At 41.9% G+C, this 18273-nt stretch carries 13 protein-coding genes and 1 riboswitch; of the genes, 3 read left to right on the top strand and 10 right to left on the bottom strand.

Going from position 1 to position 18273, the window contains the following annotated elements; translation table 11 throughout:
* The first annotated feature begins 349 nt into the window (after positions 1-349).
* Complete coding sequence (locus tag F606_RS0101190; protein WP_019552030.1) at positions 350-2527, top strand: Tex family protein; 2178 nt, start codon at positions 350-352, stop codon at positions 2525-2527.
* A gap of 13 nt (positions 2528-2540) precedes the next feature.
* On the top strand, positions 2541-4505 hold the full coding sequence (gene cobT, locus F606_RS22560) for a nicotinate-nucleotide--dimethylbenzimidazole phosphoribosyltransferase (RefSeq protein ID WP_019552029.1): 1965 nt from the start codon (positions 2541-2543) through the stop codon (positions 4503-4505).
* A gap of 66 nt (positions 4506-4571) precedes the next feature.
* On the opposite strand, the gene F606_RS22115 is transcribed toward cobT, so the two are convergent.
* On the bottom strand, positions 4572-5159 hold the full coding sequence (locus F606_RS22115) for a cyclodeaminase/cyclohydrolase family protein (protein WP_019552028.1): 588 nt from the start codon (positions 5157-5159) through the stop codon (positions 4572-4574).
* A 25-nt stretch (positions 5160-5184) separates the two neighbouring features.
* A complete protein-coding gene (locus tag F606_RS0101175; RefSeq protein ID WP_019552027.1) occupies positions 5185-6456 on the bottom strand; it encodes a DAK2 domain-containing protein in 1272 nt (423 codons plus the stop codon).
* A gap of 195 nt (positions 6457-6651) precedes the next feature.
* On the opposite strand from F606_RS0101175, the gene F606_RS0101170 reads away from it, so the two are divergent.
* Positions 6652-8805, top strand: a complete 2154-nt coding sequence (locus tag F606_RS0101170) for a cell division protein FtsA (RefSeq protein WP_019552026.1) — start codon at positions 6652-6654, stop codon at positions 8803-8805.
* Between the two features lie 88 nt (positions 8806-8893).
* On the opposite strand, the gene F606_RS0101165 is transcribed toward F606_RS0101170, so the two are convergent.
* The 8 genes from F606_RS0101165 to F606_RS0101130 form a co-directional block, all read right to left on the bottom strand.
* Entirely contained in the window at positions 8894-10051 is a 1158-nt protein-coding gene (locus F606_RS0101165) for an ABC transporter substrate-binding protein (protein ID WP_026329176.1), read from the bottom strand.
* 177 nt (positions 10052-10228) lie between these two features.
* Positions 10229-10324: riboswitch (glycine riboswitch) on the bottom strand.
* Between the two features lie 189 nt (positions 10325-10513).
* Positions 10514-11836: a glutamate-1-semialdehyde 2,1-aminomutase gene (gene hemL, locus F606_RS0101160; RefSeq protein WP_019552024.1), complete on the bottom strand. Its 1323-nt coding sequence runs from the start codon at positions 11834-11836 to the stop codon at positions 10514-10516.
* Between the two features lie 75 nt (positions 11837-11911).
* Positions 11912-12886 (bottom strand): porphobilinogen synthase, encoded by a 975-nt coding sequence (gene hemB, locus F606_RS0101155; RefSeq protein ID WP_026329175.1) that lies wholly within the window; start codon positions 12884-12886, stop codon positions 11912-11914.
* Positions 12887-12926: 40 nt separating this feature from the next.
* Positions 12927-14450: a uroporphyrinogen-III C-methyltransferase gene (gene cobA, locus F606_RS0101150; protein WP_019552022.1), complete on the bottom strand. Its 1524-nt coding sequence runs from the start codon at positions 14448-14450 to the stop codon at positions 12927-12929.
* Between the two features lie 90 nt (positions 14451-14540).
* A complete protein-coding gene (hemC, locus tag F606_RS0101145) occupies positions 14541-15470 on the bottom strand; it encodes a hydroxymethylbilane synthase (protein ID WP_019552021.1) in 930 nt (309 codons plus the stop codon).
* Positions 15433-16746 (bottom strand): glutamyl-tRNA reductase, encoded by a 1314-nt coding sequence (gene hemA, locus F606_RS0101140; RefSeq protein WP_019552020.1) that lies wholly within the window; start codon positions 16744-16746, stop codon positions 15433-15435. Before hemA ends, hemC begins: the two co-directional genes overlap by 38 nt.
* The gene (locus F606_RS0101135) at positions 16715-17359 is read right to left on the bottom strand and encodes a precorrin-2 dehydrogenase/sirohydrochlorin ferrochelatase family protein (protein ID WP_019552019.1); all 645 of its coding nucleotides are present in this window, start codon (positions 17357-17359) and stop codon (positions 16715-16717) included. Before F606_RS0101135 ends, hemA begins: the two co-directional genes overlap by 32 nt.
* A gap of 230 nt (positions 17360-17589) precedes the next feature.
* The gene (locus F606_RS0101130; protein WP_019552018.1) at positions 17590-18261 is read right to left on the bottom strand and encodes a response regulator; all 672 of its coding nucleotides are present in this window, start codon (positions 18259-18261) and stop codon (positions 17590-17592) included.
* Between the last annotated feature and the right edge of the window lie 12 nt (positions 18262-18273).

The raw sequence follows: 18273 nt of genomic DNA, 5'->3' as shown, positions 1-18273 counted from the left end.
AGAATTCTTTTCTATAATTCTAATTTTTAAAAAGTATTAAATATCAACAGTATTTAGTATATAGACCCAGATCCATCTTTGTCAAGATTCAATTACGCTTTTTGTTTTTTTAACTGCATAAGCTACAATTATATATGTTATATGACAATCGTCAATAATGGGGTATACCCTACACCCCATTATTGGCAGGCTGATAGGCTGGATGTAATTTCTTTAATGCGTTCTATATGCATCTTTTTATCCATTTTAGCAAACGTTCGAATTTATGCTATAATATTTGAAGGCGAAACGATTTTAAATTTACATTAAAGACTATGTTTCTGAAAAATAAAGAAAAGTTGGTGACTTCATGATTTTAGAAGAAATTGGCGCTTATCTTGCCAATGAACTGAAAGTTAAAAAATATCAAATTGATGCAACGATAAAATTATTAGATGAAGGAAATACGGTTCCCTTTATATCGCGTTATCGAAAAGAAGTAACTGGTGAACTCGATGAAGAACAAATCCGTACGACTGAAGAACGACTTGCTTATCTGCGCAATCTAATCAAAAGGCAGGATGATATACTAAAAAGCATTGAAGAACAGGGGAAACTCACGCCCGAATTAAAAACCGCTATTGAGCGTACAATAAAGCTCCAAGATCTCGAAGATTTATATCTTCCTTATAAACAGAAAAAACGTACCCGTGCTCAGATTGCCCGTGAAAAAGGTCTTGAACCATTCGCCGATCTGATCATGGCACAAGAAATCACCAGTGGAAATCCACTAGAGTACGCAACACAATATATAAATGCAGAAAACGAAATTGATTCTACTGAACTTGTTTTTGCGGCAGCGATGGATATTATCGCTGAAATAGTCTGTGAACGAGCTGACATCCGTTCAATGCTGCGAAAATACCTATGGCAAAATGCCCGTATCCAGGCCGAACTTCCTGAAGAAAATGAAGCCAGTCAGGCATTTTTAATGTACAAAGAATACAGTGAACCCCTCAAAACATTACCATCTCATCGCATATTGGCAATCAATCGCGGTGAAAAGAAAAACTTTCTCAAAGTTCGGCTTGATACCGACCATGAAAAAAATCTCAGCTTGATTTTAAATAAAATTATAACAAAGCCATCAATTTTTAGCGAAATCATAACCGCCGCCGTTTCTGATGGTTATAAACGCCTATTGTTTCCGGCACTCGATCGTGAAATCCGTTCTCTGTTGACTGAAAATGCAGAAACCCAGGCTATTCATGTATTTGGTCTGAATCTTAAACAGCTTTTGCTCCAAGCTCCATTATCGGGCAATGTCGTTATGGGACTTGACCCTGGCTATCGCACCGGCTGTAAAATGGCTGTTATTGATGCAACTGGGCATGTACTCGACCATGGTGTTCTCTATCTTACAATGAGCGATGACGCTAAAGCAAAAGCCGCTGAAACGACACTGGCTCTAATCAAAAAATACAATGTTACCCTTATTTCAATCGGCAATGGTACTGCCTCTTATGAAACGGAAGAATTTACCGCAAACTTGATTAATGCAAATCAACTCAATGTCCATTATATTATCACGAACGAAGCTGGCGCTTCGGTTTATTCAGCTTCCAAACTAGCAAAAGAAGAACTGCCTGACTATGATGTCACCATTCGCGGCGCGGTATCCATCGCCCGGCGGGTCCAGGATCCATTAGCAGAACTCGTTAAAATTGATCCACAATCCATTGGTGTTGGTCAATATCAGCATGATGTGAACCAAAAAGGACTAACAACAACCCTTGATCATGTAATCGAATCCGCCGTGAACCATGTCGGCGTTGAGCTAAATACCGCTTCGATTGAGCTATTAAAACATGTTTCTGGAATCAATGCCACCGTAGCCAAAAACATTGTTACGTACCGGAATGAAAATGGTGAATTTACAGCACGGAAAGAACTCTTAAAAGTAGCCCGCCTTGGTCAAGCAGCTTTCACGCAATGTGCCGGTTTTCTCCGTATCGGTATGGCAAAATCACCACTGGACAATACCCCTGTCCATCCTGAATCTTACAAACTAGCAGAAAGTATTTTAGCAAAACTCGGTTTTACGCTGCAAGACTTGAAAGATAAACACCAGCTTGAAATTTTGCAGGCAAAAATAAAGTTGATCGATATCAATCAGTTGGCCGCCAGCCTTGATGCTGGTGTACCAACCATCCGTGATATCCTTGATGCCTTAGCAAAACCTGGACGTGATCCACGTGAAGATTTCCCCGCTCCGCTTACGCGTAAATCGATTGTAAAGTTAACGGATATCGCTGTCGGCACAATTATGCGCGGCACAGTTCACAATGTAACTGATTTTGGCGCTTTTGTTGATATCGGCATCAAGACAGCCGGACTCATCCATCGCTCCGAACTCAGCTATAAACGAGTCAACCATCCACTTGATGTAGTATCCGTTGGTGATATTATTGATGTAATGGTCATCAGCATTGATGCCGATCGTCACCGGATCGGCCTCAGCCTAAAACAAGTACCCAAAGAAGCCTAACAGGGAGGATCGTATGAATTTACTGACACAAACCATAAAAAACATTAAACCCCTCGATGAAAAAGCAATACACGACGTACAAAAAAAACTATCTGATACAATGACCAATGTAGAAGGCTTGGGGTATTTGAAAAGTATTTTATTAAACTATGCCGGCATCAGTGGTGAAAAAATTCCCAGTGAGCCAAAAAAATGTACGATTATCAGCTGTGCCGATCATGGTGTTGCCGAAATGAAAGTCAGTGCCTATCCACCTGAAACAACCGTACACATGACAAAAAACTATCTGATTTCAAAAGGCGCCGTAGCCAATGCCCTCGCTAATTTCTCAAAATCCCATATGGTGGTTGTCGATATGGGTATCGCAGCTCCGATGGGTAAAATACCGGGGCTGCTTGATCGCAAGATTGCCCTTGGAACAAAAAATTGTGCAAAAGGAGCTGCCATGTCAAGGCTTGAGGCACTTCAGTCTTTGCACACCGGAATTGAACTTGTACAAAAATATACTGCGCAAGGTTATCATTGCTTTTTACCTGGTGAAATGGGAATTGCCAATACCACATCAAGTGCTGCTATAGTAGCTTGTCTATGCGATCTAAGCCCTGAAGAAGCGACCGGCCGCGGCACCAACATCTCGGATGAACGCCTTAAAGTCAAAATTGATGTCGTTCGTCAAACTCTGGCAGTCAATCAGCCAAATCCAGCTGATGGAATCGATGTCCTCATGAAACTCGGCGGATTTGAGCTCGGCTGTATTGCAGGCATCATCTTAGGTGCAGCGGCAAATCGTGCTTTTGTTGTCCTCGACGGCTTCAATACTGGTGCAGCCGCCCTTATCGCAGCTACACTCTGCCCCACGGTAAAAGAATACCTGATGGGGTCACATTTAGCAGCAGAACCCGCCCATCAAGCAATCTTAGAAAAGCTCAACCTCCAGCCTTATATGGATATGCATTTTCGCCTTGGCGAAGCGACCGGTTCCTCGATTATTATTAATCTGCTGGATGGCATGCTCCTCGCCTATACAGCGCTCACAAAAGACCATATACCCGATCTTTTTTGCTGTCAGTCAGAAAAAACTCTGTTACCCCTAACCACACAAGAACTGCAAGAATACAATGACACCATCCGCCCCTTGCATCTATCTTCGATGGAAAAGTGTCAGCTGCGTATTGATAATCTCTGCAAACCAATTTACAGCCTGGGTCGATTAGAAGAAATTGCTGTAAAAATTGCCGGCATTACAGCCTCAGCAAAACCGAATATCTTGCAAAAAAGAATTCTGTGTTTTGGTTCAAAAGCCAATATGTCAAGCACGCAGCAAAAACTCACGGCAGCATTTGCCCAGCATGCAAATGCTAAGGTCACTCTGATTGAACTGCCTAAACCGTCACAAGATTTATTGACGGCGATCAAAGGCGGTATGCTTTTGGCTGAGAAAGAAATCCGACAAGGTACTCAAATCATTGGGATTGCCACAACTGAAAACCAGCGACATGATATATGTGGAACGAAAGTAAAACAAGCACTGCAAAAACTTTTGACCACAAATTATATAGAACTGACAATCTTCAAAGATCGTCTGCTTAAGCCTCATACCCCAGCTTCCGAAACACCTGCGGCCAACGATATAGAATTGGCATACATGATTGGTCTCATTTTGGGTGCAGCCCACGGTGGGGCACTCATCGTACTCGATAATTTCATTTCTGAAATTGCCGCAAAAATTGCGATTGATCTGGCCCCCAATGTAAAAGACTATATCTTACGTACGGAAACACCACCTGCTTCTGCCTTGGATTGGGATATTCCATCTTATCTAAACCTCAATATGACGACAGGTGGCGGCTGTATTGCTGCCCTTGGTATGAAACTAGTCGATGCCAGTCTACATATGCTAAACGATATGAAAACCTTCACAGAGGCTTCTGTAGCAGTTGCCAATGATGGGCCAGGAGCTGGACGGCAAAAAATATAAGAAGAAATAAAACAACCTATGACAAAAACTGCCAAATTACAGCAGCTCGTCATAGGTTGTTTTATTTTACTCATCTAAAATTAAATCAACAAGACATTTTGTTTTAACAAGCAAAACCGATACGCGCTCATTGAGATGTGCCTTAAGGTCACCCTGCTCACGTATTAAGTCAATATTCGTTTGATTGAGCATCATACTCCCCTGTAACGCAGTATGGCAGTTTAGCGCTGCAAACCGTATATCACAAACCAGATTAGGCTCAGCCAGTTGAATCATATCCTTGGCAATGCCCATTGCAGCAAAGCAGGCATCTGCTGTCGCAAAAGAAACCGACATTGCTTCAGCAAGTAAGCGATTCCACTCCTTCGTCTCAAGCTCAATAGGGCTCAGAAAAAGCGGTAAAACTCGTTCCATCACCACAGCATCCTCATCGATCAATTTCTCTAAGGTTTCTTTTATCGATGCCAATTCGTCTTGCCAACGCTGAATTGGTGGCTCACTATCATATTTACTGTTTGCTGAACATAAATGCAGTGCTAACATCAAAAGGCTTACACCACAAGCACCAACTAGTGCAGCGGCACTGCCGCTTCCCGGTGCTTTTTCACCCGATAGTTTACTAAGGAACTCCCCCACTGATAACTCTTTCAACATCACTTCATCCTCCTAAAAACTCAAACTATTTTACAAGTGGCTGCATATTTCTAACATTTTCAGCTAGAGACTGCTCTTTCTTATAGAGCTTTAGTGCCTGCAGACCCGACTGCATATCTGGTGTCTTCAAATTGGCAACTCGATCACCTAAAAGTTCTTGTACCTGTTCTACTACAAGGACGAGATTTTTACTGTTTGGCAAAATAATGTACTGCTTAGCAAAATCGCTATGCACAGCATTCACAAAATCACCAACAGAAGGATTCATGCCCTTGCCGCCAGTGATGATTAAACCTGCACCAGCTTTTTTCATTTTTTCAGACATAACTGCATCAGAGGCAACGGCAATAATCGCAAGTGCTTCTGCCTGTTCTGTCATAACAGATGATTCGTGGTATTGTGCCATATTATCAATTTTCACATCGTGCAAGTTTCCCCAGCCGACAGCCTGTTCAATAATCAAGCCGGGATGATCTGTATGCAGATGAACACGCGTATTATTGCCATGTTTTTGCACAACAACAGCATTACCTATTTTTTGCAGGATTCGCTCCACATCATATACATCCACTTTTGAATGTTTGACCAAAAAACTTACACAATATGGCCGCACCAAATCAACTTCTGGCTTCGGAACCTGATTAGAGGTTTTAAAATTCGTCGACAAGCTAAGGCTTGGCGAAACAAAATTACCATCAAGCCCCTTCATACATCCTGTAAGTAAAACCATCATTCCCTGTCCACCGGCATCGATAAAACCATACTGAGCCTTCGTTCGCTGGAGTTCTTTTTCACCTGCAATCAGGGCTGCTTCTAAAATTTCGGATATCGGCAGATTGGCCCTTACCGCATAATAGGCCCCCTTTGCCACACCTTTTGCCACTGTTATAATCGGACGCTCTTTTGAATCCGGAATACTGCGATGTGCATATAAGATACCATACTGGAATGCTTTACCTATATCAGAAGATCTCGCATCATATTTACCAGAAAGACCTTTACTTAAGCCGCGGAAAATCTGCGATAGAACAACCCCTGAATTACCTCTGGCCCCCAAAATAGCACTATCAGACGTACGTTTTGCCAAAGGTCCAATACCTTCTTCTTTGGCATCCACAAGTGCTGCCGCTGCCGCGCCCATCGTACGCAGCAAGTTTGTACCTATTTCACCACTATCGGACAAAGAAGCTGCATTCAATTGATTCAAATTTTCATATTCAAGTAAAAATTCACTATAAGCACCGGCAATCATTCTTCTAAAATCACTGCTGGTAATAATTTCTTTATTACTGGTCATATTTACCACTACCTATCTTATTTTTCCTGTTATTTACTATATTATACTCAATTTTTCAATAAAAAAGCAATTCGGCAAATTTTCTCTATAATTAAACATGTTTTTTCAGCCGGAAAAAGGATTCTTTCCTAAAACCAGCGAAATATTACAAGTAGTATTGTTTTATTGAATTCTTTATTGTTAAGGAGATTTCCTATGGCTACAAAAAATAAATTATTATTTTCTTTGGATATCGGCACCAGAAGTGTCATTGGTATTGTTGCCGAACAAAACGGCAGCCAATTAAAAATCATTGCCACCGAACGGAAAGAACATCGCACCAGAGCCATGCTTGATGGACAGATTCATGATGTACCACAAGTTGCAGCCATCTTGGAAGATGTTAAAAATGCTTTGGAGGTCAAAACCGGACCATTGAAACAAGTTGCCGTCGCTGCAGCTGGACGTGCTTTATATACAATGACTTCCGAAGCGGAACTTGAAATTAACGAAGTCATTACAGCAGAAACGGAACGAAGCCTTGATTTTATTGCTATCCAAACCGCACAGCACAAATTGGCCACCTCAAATACAGTTGCCGACCCAACTCTATATTATTGTGTAGGATACAGTACCGTCAAATATACATTAGATGGTACCCAGCTTAAGACGCTAGTCGGTCAACGCGGCAAGCTGGCAACAGCTACTGTTATTGCTACATTTTTACCGCGTCAAGTCATTGATTCGATGCAATCAGCACTTGATACAGCAAAGCTGGAAATGAGTGCACTTACATTGGAACCGATTGCCGCAATCAACGTATTGATTCCACCAACCATGCGTCATTTAAACCTTGTCTTAGTCGATATTGGTGCCGGTACTTCCGATGTAGCTGTAACAAAAGATGGTTCCGTGACCGGATATGGAATGGTGCCACTTGCCGGCGACGAAATAACCGAAGCCATCTCCCAAAAATATCTGCTGGACTTTAACATTGCCGAAACCGTAAAGCGCGATATTTCCGCTGACAAAGCAGGAAAAGTAACCTTCCAGGATATTTTGGGCGTTGAATATAAACTGAGCCCCAAAGAAGTCATTGACAGTGTCATGCCCAATATATTAGATCTTGCACAGGCGATCGCTAAACAGATTTTAGAATTAAATAGTGGTGCGCCACAAGCCGTACTTTTAGTTGGCGGTGGTTCCCTAACGCCTGAACTGCCTGAAATGGTCGCGCAGGCACTGGATATTCCGTCACCACGTGTAGCTGTTCGTAAGCCTGAGACGATTGAGGGAATTGAAAGTATCCCCGAAGAACTAAAATCTCCCGATGCCGTTACCCCGCTCGGCATCCTCAAAATAGCTTCACTCAATGCTCTACACTTTTTAAGTATAGCCGTAAACGAGCAGGAATTCCGTCTGTTCAACTTTGGTCATTTAACGGTATCCGATGCACTTTTGACCGCCGGTATCAATCTGAAAAAGCTCGGTGGAAAACCAGGTCTCGGCCTGATGATTACATTAAATGGCGAAAAAAAATATCTCGCCGGAACCATGGGAACAAATGCTAAAATAACGCTAAATGATGAAATAGCTGCCCTCAAAGATCCGATCAAAAATGGTGATAAAATAACGATTGAAAACGGCTTTGACGGCACAGCCCCCGAAGTTAAACTGCAAACAATTATAAAACCAATGCCTCCTGTCACGATTTTTATCAATGGCAGTAAAACAAGCATTCCGCCGACAGCTCTCATCAATGGTCAATCCGCTGATATGCAGCAGCTTTTGGTCGACCATGATGAAATCACTTGGCATGAAACAAAAAATCTCGGTGAAGTCTTACTAAAAGCTGGCTACACTCCCACTGCGCGCAAATTTAAATATCTTCTAAATGGAGCACAATCCATGTTCAGCGTATCACCGACCATCACCATCAATGGAAATCCAGCCACTCTTTCCACTGAAGTTTTTCCAAATGATGAAATTGATTTCATTGAGCCTACATCGCCAAAGCTCGGCGACGTCATTAAACTATCGGAACTGGATACCCATATGATTATCTACTTCAATAAATCAGAATGTAAGATGCCGGCTGCAAATTGTCAAATGACAGTCAACGGCAAATCTGCTACAGCTAATACAATTGTCTATGATGGCAGTGAAATAGAATACACTCTGTCTGAACGCAAAACAACGATTGTCAGTGATGTACTTCTTGCAGCAGATTTTCATCCGCCAAGTGCCTTAAGTCAGGTAACCTTTAAAATTCTCGTCAATGGTCAAAGTGCCGAATTCATCACACCAGTTAAAAATGGTGACAAGATTGACGTTTTGATTACACCGATTGAGCACAAAGTGACTATTTAAAATAAAGTTCTTATAAAAAAACCTCCAAGCATAGATGTAAATCTATACTTAGAGGTTTTTTGTTATGTCATCTTTTAAAAAACAATTCTCAAGGTTTTACATTTGCTTTAAAAGTTTGTTTGCCATCAATCATTTCAATAACAACCGCGCTTTTAATTGCATCATGTGTTTCATTTAAAGTAATCGCTCCCGTTATACCATTGAAATCTTTAGTCACAGCCAGTGCTTCCGTTATTTTTGCCGGATCTGTACTATTAGCCCGTTCAATCGCATCAATCAAGACTTTCGCTGCATCATAACCAAGAACCGCTAACGCATCCGGTTTTTGTCCATATTCTTTTTCATAAGCCTCAGCAAAAGCCTGTGCTACAGGTTCTTTGGAATCAACGGCATAATGATTCGTGAAAAAAGTATGGTTCAGTGCATCAGCACCTGCTATTTCAGCTAGTTTAGGAGAATCCCATCCATCAGCACCAATCATGACTGCTGTAATACCAAGTTCACGAGCTTGTTTGACAATCTTGCCAACTTCTTCATAATACCCTGGGATATAAACAATATCTGGATTTAATGTTTTTATTTTCGTTAAAATTGCTTTAAAATCCTGATCTTTTTGCAAATACGCTTCTTCACCCAAAATTTCGCCACCACCCTGCTTCATGGCGTCCTTAAAGAAATCCGACAACCCCTTGCTGTAATCACTACTATTATCAACCAGAACAACTGCTTTTTTTAAATGAAGATTATTCAAGGCAAAATTAGCTGCTACGGTTCCCTGAAAAGGATCAATAAAGCAAACCCTAAATACATAATCATTTACTTTACCCGTTTTTTCATCCACTGTAACTTTCGGATTCGTCGCTCCCGATACAAGATAAGGAACTTTCGACGCAGCAGCTACACTTGCAGCTGCAATTGCATTGGAACTCGAAAAAGTTCCGGTAACAGCCACTACTTTATCTTGCGTAACCAGTTTTGTCATAGCATTAGAAGCTTCAGCCGGCTCCGATTTATTGTCGGCCACAACTGCCTCAATTTGTTTGCCTAAAAGACCGCCCTTGTCATTATATTCTTTAAAAGCCATTTTCGCACCATTTGCCGAAGATGTGCCGAGTGTTGCATTGCCGCCTGTCATTTCATTTAATAGACCAATCTTAATCGTGTTTGATTCGCCGCCACAGCCAGCTAATGTTCCCATCAAACCTACCAGCATCATAACAATCATTGCTTTAAACTTATTACGCATAAAAAAACCTCTTTCCAACCATATCATTTTCAATCTCCAGTAAAAAATATATGACGAATTGAAAAATCTGCTAAACCCTCAATAAAAAAGAGTCAAATCATAAATGATTTGACTCTGGATATCAAAAATTGCATAGGCAAAACAGACTTCAACAATCGAAAATTCGCTTGTTAAAGCATGCCTGTCTCTGTCCATTTGCCTGAGAGATTTACAGATTACAATCCGCTTTCACCTTCGGCGTCTCAATTAAGAGCACTCTCCAGAGTCCCGTCCACTTGCGGTTCTATTCACACCATTGTGAATGCCTGAGAGTGTTACTCCTTCGGCGGGCCTTGGCCTCTCTTCCGCAAACTTCATTCGGTATACATATGTTTTTTTAAGGCGTACTTGAATGTACATTATTATAACTTACAATCTTTTAATTGACAAGCTTTTTCTTAGGTAAATATTGCTTCTCACCTTTTATTTCGTCATTGCTGCCACTTTTGCGAAAGCAATGGCTGCAGCCTGTATTGTTTTTTCAATATCAGCATCGCTGTGAGCCCCAGACATAAATGCAGTTTCAAATGGCGATGGAGCTAAATATATGCCCTGTTCCAGCATCGATTTAAAATAAACCTTAAAAGCTTCCGCATCCGAAGCCGCGGCTGTTTCATAGTCATAAACTGGATTTTCATTAAAGAAAATACCAAACATAGAGCCAGCCTGATGAAATTGCAATTTTAATCCGGCTTTTTTCGCTTCGGCTTGCAAACCTAAAAGTAGTTTTTTCGTTTTAATAGTCAGCACACGACTATAATCCGGCTGACCATCTTCCGGTATTGCCGTCATAATTTTTAACGTTTCAATCCCCGCTGTCATCGCCAAAGGATTCCCGCTAAGTGTTCCTGCCTGATAGACTGGACCTGCTGGTGAAATTTGCAGCATGATATCCTTACGTCCGCCATAAGCTGCAACGGGAAGACCACCGCCGATAATTTTACCCAGACAAGTCAAATCCGGCACGATGCCATATGCAGCCTGCGCACCGCCCAAAGAAGCACGGAACCCACACATAACTTCATCAAAGATCAACAGAGCTCCGGCCTCTTCCGTCAAAACTCGAAGCTCTTTCAAATAGCCTTGTTTTGGCAAAACAAGCCCCATATTCCCCGCAACTGGCTCAACAATAATCGCCGCAATCTCCTTGCCGCTTTCCGCCATAACCTTACGGATGGCTTCAACATCATTATACGGAACCGTAATCGTATTTTCTGCCACACTTTTCGGCACGCCAGGGCTGTCAGGAACACCAAACGTAGCCATACCAGAACCGGCTTTTACCAGTAAACTGTCATGATGTCCATGATAACAGCCAATGAATTTTACGATTTTTTCCCGTCCGGTAAAGCCACGAGCCAAACGCAACGCACTCATCGTTGCTTCTGTACCCGAATTTACCATGCGGATCATTTCAATCGATGGCATAATATGTTGGACCCGTTTTGCCAGTTCTGTTTCCAAAAGCGTTGGCGCCCCATAACTTGTTCCCAGTTCCACGGCCTTTTGGAGAGCCTTAACAACCGCTTCATGCGCATGCCCAATGACCATTGGACCCCAGGACCCAACATAGTCTATATATTCATTACCATCAATATCATAAATTTTACTGCCCTTTGCCTTTGCAATAAACGGCGGATCACAATCCACACTCCGGTAGGAACGCACTGGACTGTTTACCCCACCGGGCATATATTGTTTCGCTTCAGCAAACGCTTCGGCTGATTTCGCTAAATTAAGAGCCATCTCAAAATCCTCCTTTTCTAATTATATAGAACGCATTAAACATTTTATATGGCAATCGTCAGGACACCATAACCCCTATTCTTTAAGCCATCTTGCAGCATCAATGGCATGATATGTAATAATGATATCTGCTCCCGCCCGTTTCATACTCGTCAGAGTTTCCAAAACGATGCGTTTTTCATCAATCCAGCCATTTGCAGCAGCTGCTTTGACCATTGCATATTCGCCACTTACATTGTATACAGCAATCGGATGATCAATATTATCACGAACCTGACGCACAATATCCAAATACGCCAAAGCTGGTTTTACCATAATAATATCGGCACCTTCAGCAAGGTCAAGTTCTACTTCCTTCATCGCCTCGCGAGAATTGGCCGGGTCCATCTGATAAGAACGACGATCGCCAAACTGCGGTGCAGAATCTGCTGCATCACGGAATGGGCCATAATATCCCGATGCATATTTTACCGCATATGACATAATCGATACATTGATAAAGCCCGCCGCATCCAGAGCCTCACGAATTGCGGCCACGCGTCCATCCATCATATCCGATGGTGCGATCATATCTGCCCCAGCCTCAGCCTGACTTACCGCAACTTTGGCCAGCAGTTCAAGTGTAGCATCATTATCGACATATTCGCCGCACAATTTTCCGCAATGTCCATGGCTTGTATATTGGCACATACATACATCACCAATAATAACAAGTTTTGGTAATTCTTTTTTTATAGCTTTCATGGCTCTTTGTACAGGGCTCGTCGCATCCCAGGCACTAGAACCTATTTCATCTTTATATTCAGGCAGACCAAATATTTCAACCGCTGGAATCCCTAATTCGTAAATTTCTTTGGCTAATTTAACCGCATTATCGACCGATAAATGATAACAATTTGGCATGCTAGGAATTTCTGTTTTGACATTTTCGCCCGGCACAACAAAAATCGGATATACAAAATCTTTCGCCGATAATGTCGTTTCCTGTACCATGGACCGTACACCTTCTGAAATACGCATTCTGCGTGGTCGTAATGTTTGCTTCATCATTTTTTCCACCCCATATATTATATTTATCTAAAAATCTAGATCATGCTTTCGCTGAAAAATCGGCTTCAATCGCTTCCACAAGCCCAGCAACTGTATACGTTTCAGCAATAATTGCCGGATTGATCGTACGTTCCAAGCAAGTCTGCGCCGTAATTGGACCAATACAAGCTGTTTTAACTTGACTGACCAAAGCTGAACCATCCGGTCCTAAAATATTGAGCAAATTTTTCACCGTCGATGAACTAGTAAACGTAACCAAATCAATTTCACCATTTTTTAACATCGTTTTGATTTCTTGACCATTCAAGTCACCTTCTATGGTTTGATACACAGGCACAACCGTGACAACAGCTCCCAGTTCACGCAATTTTTCTGGCAGGATTTCACGTGCTTCCTGCGCGCGTGGAATAAGTATCTTCATGCCTGCTGTAATCTGCTCTTTGACTGCTTCAATAATACCTTCAGCTCTAAACTCAACGGGTACCACATCCGCTATAATCCCGTATTCACGAAGTTTTTGCGCCGTTGCTGCACCGATCGCTGCAATTTTAGCGGTTCCCAAACGACGTGTATCAAAGCCCTTGGCAAAAAGTCGATCAAAAAAATGTTCGACACCATTTGTACTTGTAAACATCAGCCAATCATAGCCTGCCAAGTCATCCATTGCCTGATCGACACCACGATAAGCATCGGCTGGTGCTGCCATTTTAATGGATGGCGCCTCGATACAGCGTGCCCCCAGTGCTTCTAATCGACTCGTTAATTTTGAAGCCTGCTCACGAGCTCTCGTTACCAATACCGTTTTACCAAACAGTAAGCGATTATCAAACCAGGCCAATTTTTCCCGTAAATTGACCACATCGCCCACAATAAAAATAGCTGGCGGCTTAAGATTGTTCTTTCGCACCGCTTCGGCAGCTTCACCAACTGTCGTTACAAGTACACGCTGCTCGGGTTTGGTTCCCCAGCGGATCACCGCTGCCGGCGTATCGGCTCCGCGACCATTTTCAATCAGTTTTGCCGTAATATGCGGCAGATTTTCGACCCCCATCAAAAATACCAGTGTATCAACCGCTGTCGATAATTTATCCCAGCGCATACTGGAATTTCCTTTTGTTGGATCTTCATGCCCGGTAATAACAGCAAATGAAGTTGCAACCGCACGATGTGTAACGGGAATTCCTGCATAAGCCGGCACAGAAATCGCTGATGTAATCCCTGGTACAATTTCAAAAGGCAGCTTATTTTCATATAGCAGCAATGCTTCTTCACCACCGCGGCCAAACACAAATGGATCGCCGCCTTTCAAACGAACAACAACCTTACCTTCTTTGGCTTTATCTACCAATAGTTGGTTAATATCATCCTGTTTCATGGTATGCTGACTTGATGCCTTACCAACATAAATAAATTCTGCGTCCTTTGGTGCATAACTTAAAATTCTTTCATCCGCTAAACGATCGTAAACAACCGTATCGGCATTTTTTAAATATTCACAAGCCTTCACACTAATCAATTGATAATCTCCAGGACCTGCTCCGACCAAATACACCATACCTGCCATTATATATCCTCCTATAAATAAGAGGCTGCCTCTCGTTTTCTGCTAAAAAAACAGAAACTCGATATTGAAGCACCCTCTTTATAAAAAATTTTACAATAAAAGTCCTAATTCCTGCATAATCTGCCGACCACCAGCATCTAACAGGCGCTGTGCCAAAGCAAACCCAAGTTTATCGGCATCGACACCAGCGCCCGTAATTGAATCACGAAGCAAGCGTTTGCCATCTACCGAGGCAATAACTGCTTCAACATGCAGCTGATTTTCTTTTATGTGTGCATAAACGCCCACCGGAACCTGACAGCCACCTTCGACCGCCGCTAAAAAAGCTCGTTCCGCCGTAGAATTCTGGACAGACTCTGCGTCATTTAAAAAAGCCAGAAGTTCTAAAACTGCTGCGTCTCCGGCCCGTGCTTCAATCGCCAACGCACCTTGTCCAACAGCCGGTAAACAAATTTCCGGCAAAATAATATCCGTAATCAAATCGGCAAGCCCCAGTCTTTTTAGACCAGCCGCTGCCAGTACAATCGCCGCAAAATTTTCTGTTTCAAGTTTCTTTAACCGCGTATTAACATTACCGCGCAAATCACAAATATTGAGATCTGGGCGAACATGCAAAAGCTGAGCCTTACGTCTAAGGCTCGATGTGCCAACTTTGGCCCCTTGCGGCAGTGCCTGTAGCGTTTTATATTTGGGACTGACCAAAGCATCTCCTGAATCAAAACGTTTCGTAATAACAGCAAGACAAAGGCCATCCGGTATTTGCGTCGGCATATCTTTTAAACTATGTACAGCAAAATCAATATCACCCGCCAGCATTTCCGTTTCCAATTCTTTCGTAAAAAGCCCCTTACCGCCAATTTTAGCCAGCGGTGTATCAAGTATCTTATCCCCCGTGGTCATGACATGTTTCAATTCAACCGTAAGGCCCGGATATTGTTTTTTCAAGCAAGCTGCGATATGCTCTGCCTGCCAAAGCGCCAGCTTACTGCTGCGCGTACCGATAATGATGTTTTTCTTCACTGCTCTGCTCCCTTACCGTATCAAGTTTAAATAAATTGCGCATTGCATCAATATAATACTGCTCATTGGCACTACCCGCTGACCCATTGATTTTTGTCATCGGTTCCCGCAGCAATTTGCGTACAATCATTTTCGTCATATTTTCCATGACTTTGCGCTGATCTGGTGTAATGTCCGAAAGTTTTGCCATAGCTCGTTTCACTTCACGACAGCGAATCCGATCCGCTTTATCCGCCAAAAGTGCCATAACGGGACGAAATGACAAATAACGGAATTTATTGACCAATTCATATACTTCTTCTTCGATAATATCACGCGCCTGTTCTGCTTCTTGTTCACGAACTTTAATATTCTCATCAACAACGGCTTCCAGATCATCAATATTATAGAGCTGCACACCTTTGATATCAGCAACTTCTGGTTCCACATCACGCGGTACAGCAATATCGATAAACACGATTTGACGACCTTTCCGCTTTGTCATAAGCTGCTGAGTTTCCCAGGTATTCACAATATAATGCGGCGCTCCTGTTGATGTAATAATAATATCAACCCCCACAGCCTGCTTCATAGCCTGTTCAAACACAACTGGTTCGCCATGAAATTTCTCCGCCAGTTCTGCGGCTCTTTCATAGCTGCGGTTGGCCACATAAACTTTTTCAACGCCTTTATCCACAAGATGCTGTGCGGTAAGTTCCCCCATCTGGCCGGCTCCCAGCAAAAGTACCCGTGCCTTCGTAAGATCGCCAAAAATATTTTTGGCCAGTTCAACCGCTGCATAACTGACGGAAACTGCATTATAGGCAATCCGTGTTTCTGTTCGAACACGTTTACCAGTTGCAATCGCCCTATGGAATAATGTATTTAAAACGGTACTCGTTGTTCCCTCTTCACGTGCAATCGCATAAGCTTTTTTGACCTGACTCAAAATCTGGCCTTCACCAATCACTAAAGAATCCAGACTGGATGAAACTTCAAATAAATGTGAAATGCACTCTTCACCGCCATAATAAAATAAATAATCATCAATATCTTCTTCATTGCCCGCCAAATCAAATAAAAACTGTTTGAGCATCGGCAAATCTTCATCTGCATCTTCCACAACCGCATACACCTCACTGCGATTACAAGTCGAAAGAATGACTACTTCATTCATTGCATCATATTCATCGATATGTCTGAGCCCCCTCCGGATTTTCTCTTCCGGAATCGAAAAACGTTCACGCACATCCACTGGTGCCGTCTTATGATTTAGACCTAAAACTATCAATTGCATTTCTAACTTCAGCCTCCGCCTCTTCTAACTTTCCTTGTTTCACAAATGCAAGGATCTTTGTATTCATCGCTTGCTGCCAAAACGTTTCTCGCGCTTTACTTTCGCCTAGAACCATTTTGAGTTCCAACCGAACTTTTTCAATAATATCCAATAATGTTCCATATGTATCACCATACTCTTTTTCGAGCTCTAGACGCAGTTGCCGCGCCAATGCTGGCGATTTTCCACCCGTTGAAACCGTGAGCAGTAAATCGCCCCGGCTAACTTGTGCTGGTACCATAAAATCACTGGGAACAGATTGATCCACTACATTGACTAAAACATGCTTTTCTTTCGCTTCTTTGGCTGCCGCAGCATTGACCAAAGAAGAATCCGTAGCGCAAACAGCCAAAAAAAATCCTGCCATATCACCATACACATATTCTTTGGATTTATAAAAAATCGCTTCAGCTTTTGCCAACTCTGCTAAGGAAGCAGTCAAACTCGGTGCAATCACCGTAACCTGTGCCTGTGCCTTCAGCAATGTCTTAACTTTACGCATTGCCACTTTGCCACCGCCGATAACTACACACTTTTTACGTTTTAAATCTAAATTAATCGGATATAGAGACAATTTTTTGCACCTCTTTAAAACCTATAACCAACTTCGTTTACTCTATAAGTAAGAATGAAAGTTCATCAAATACGAATGACATTCACTTTCTCTTACCATTATATAATATAATTCTCCTAAATTCCATTTTTATCGTCATATTTTCAAAAAAACACATAAAATAATTATACACTGCTTCTAACACATTGCAAATGAAAAAAGCTCCCAAATTTTAATTTGAGAGCTTTGCCTTAATCTAATGTCATGATTTTATTTTTAAGTACATAAATTAAGGCTTGGGTACGATCATTCACATTGATTTTACGAAAAATATTCGTCAAATGATTTTTAACTGTTTTTTCACTCACAAAAAGTGCCTGTGAAATTTCCTGATTGTTAAACCCTCTTGCAATACAACGCAATACGTCCATTTCGCGTGTTGTTAATCGTTCTGGACGAAATTGCCGCCACATTTCACGAGCCTTCTCATTAACATCATCATCTGAATTCAAATCACCAAATAATTTTTCTTCCAATTTTGGATAAACAAAAGTATTGCCTGCATAAACGACATGAATTGCTTTTATCAGCATAGAAGGTTCTACATCTTTCAATAAATACCCATCCGCACCACTTTTTAAAAGTTCAATTACATAATTATCGCTATCATGAATCGTAAGCACAATGATTTTGGTTTTCACCTTAGCCATCTGCAATTGACGTGTCACATCAAGACCGCTCAAAATCGGCATATTCAGATCCAAAAGCAAAATATCCGGCTGTAAAACCATTGTTTTTGCCAAAGCATCCTGACCATCTTCGGCTTCACCAATCACCTCTAAATCCTCTTCAAAATTCAAAACTTTTTTTATGCCTTGTCGTAAAAGCGCATGATCATCTGCTATTAGTATTTTTATTGCCATTTTTACACTTCC

Source organism: Propionispira raffinosivorans DSM 20765, from assembly GCF_000381065.1.
Classification (GTDB): Bacteria; Bacillota; Negativicutes; order Selenomonadales; family Selenomonadaceae; genus Propionispira; species Propionispira raffinosivorans.
This window is presented reverse-complemented; position numbering and strand designations above follow the sequence as displayed.

What these genes read in the sequence shown, in the direction of transcription:
- F606_RS0101190 (WP_019552030.1), top strand. Translation starts at nt 350, where the DNA reads ATGATTTTAGAAGAAATTGGCGCTTATCTTGCCAATGAACTGAAAGTT.
- cobT (WP_019552029.1), top strand. Translation starts at nt 2,541, where the DNA reads ATGAATTTACTGACACAAACCATAAAAAACATTAAACCCCTCGATGAA.
- F606_RS22115 (WP_019552028.1), bottom strand. Translation starts at nt 5,159, where the DNA reads ATGTTGAAAGAGTTATCAGTGGGGGAGTTCCTTAGTAAACTATCGGGT.
- F606_RS0101175 (WP_019552027.1), bottom strand. Translation starts at nt 6,456, where the DNA reads ATGACCAGTAATAAAGAAATTATTACCAGCAGTGATTTTAGAAGAATG.
- F606_RS0101170 (WP_019552026.1), top strand. Translation starts at nt 6,652, where the DNA reads ATGGCTACAAAAAATAAATTATTATTTTCTTTGGATATCGGCACCAGA.
- F606_RS0101165 (WP_026329176.1), bottom strand. Translation starts at nt 10,051, where the DNA reads ATGCGTAATAAGTTTAAAGCAATGATTGTTATGATGCTGGTAGGTTTG.
- hemL (WP_019552024.1), bottom strand. Translation starts at nt 11,836, where the DNA reads ATGGCTCTTAATTTAGCGAAATCAGCCGAAGCGTTTGCTGAAGCGAAA.
- hemB (WP_026329175.1), bottom strand. Translation starts at nt 12,886, where the DNA reads ATGATGAAGCAAACATTACGACCACGCAGAATGCGTATTTCAGAAGGT.
- cobA (WP_019552022.1), bottom strand. Translation starts at nt 14,450, where the DNA reads ATGGCAGGTATGGTGTATTTGGTCGGAGCAGGTCCTGGAGATTATCAA.
- hemA (WP_019552020.1), bottom strand. Translation starts at nt 16,746, where the DNA reads ATGCAATTGATAGTTTTAGGTCTAAATCATAAGACGGCACCAGTGGAT.
- F606_RS0101130 (WP_019552018.1), bottom strand. Translation starts at nt 18,261, where the DNA reads ATGGCAATAAAAATACTAATAGCAGATGATCATGCGCTTTTACGACAA.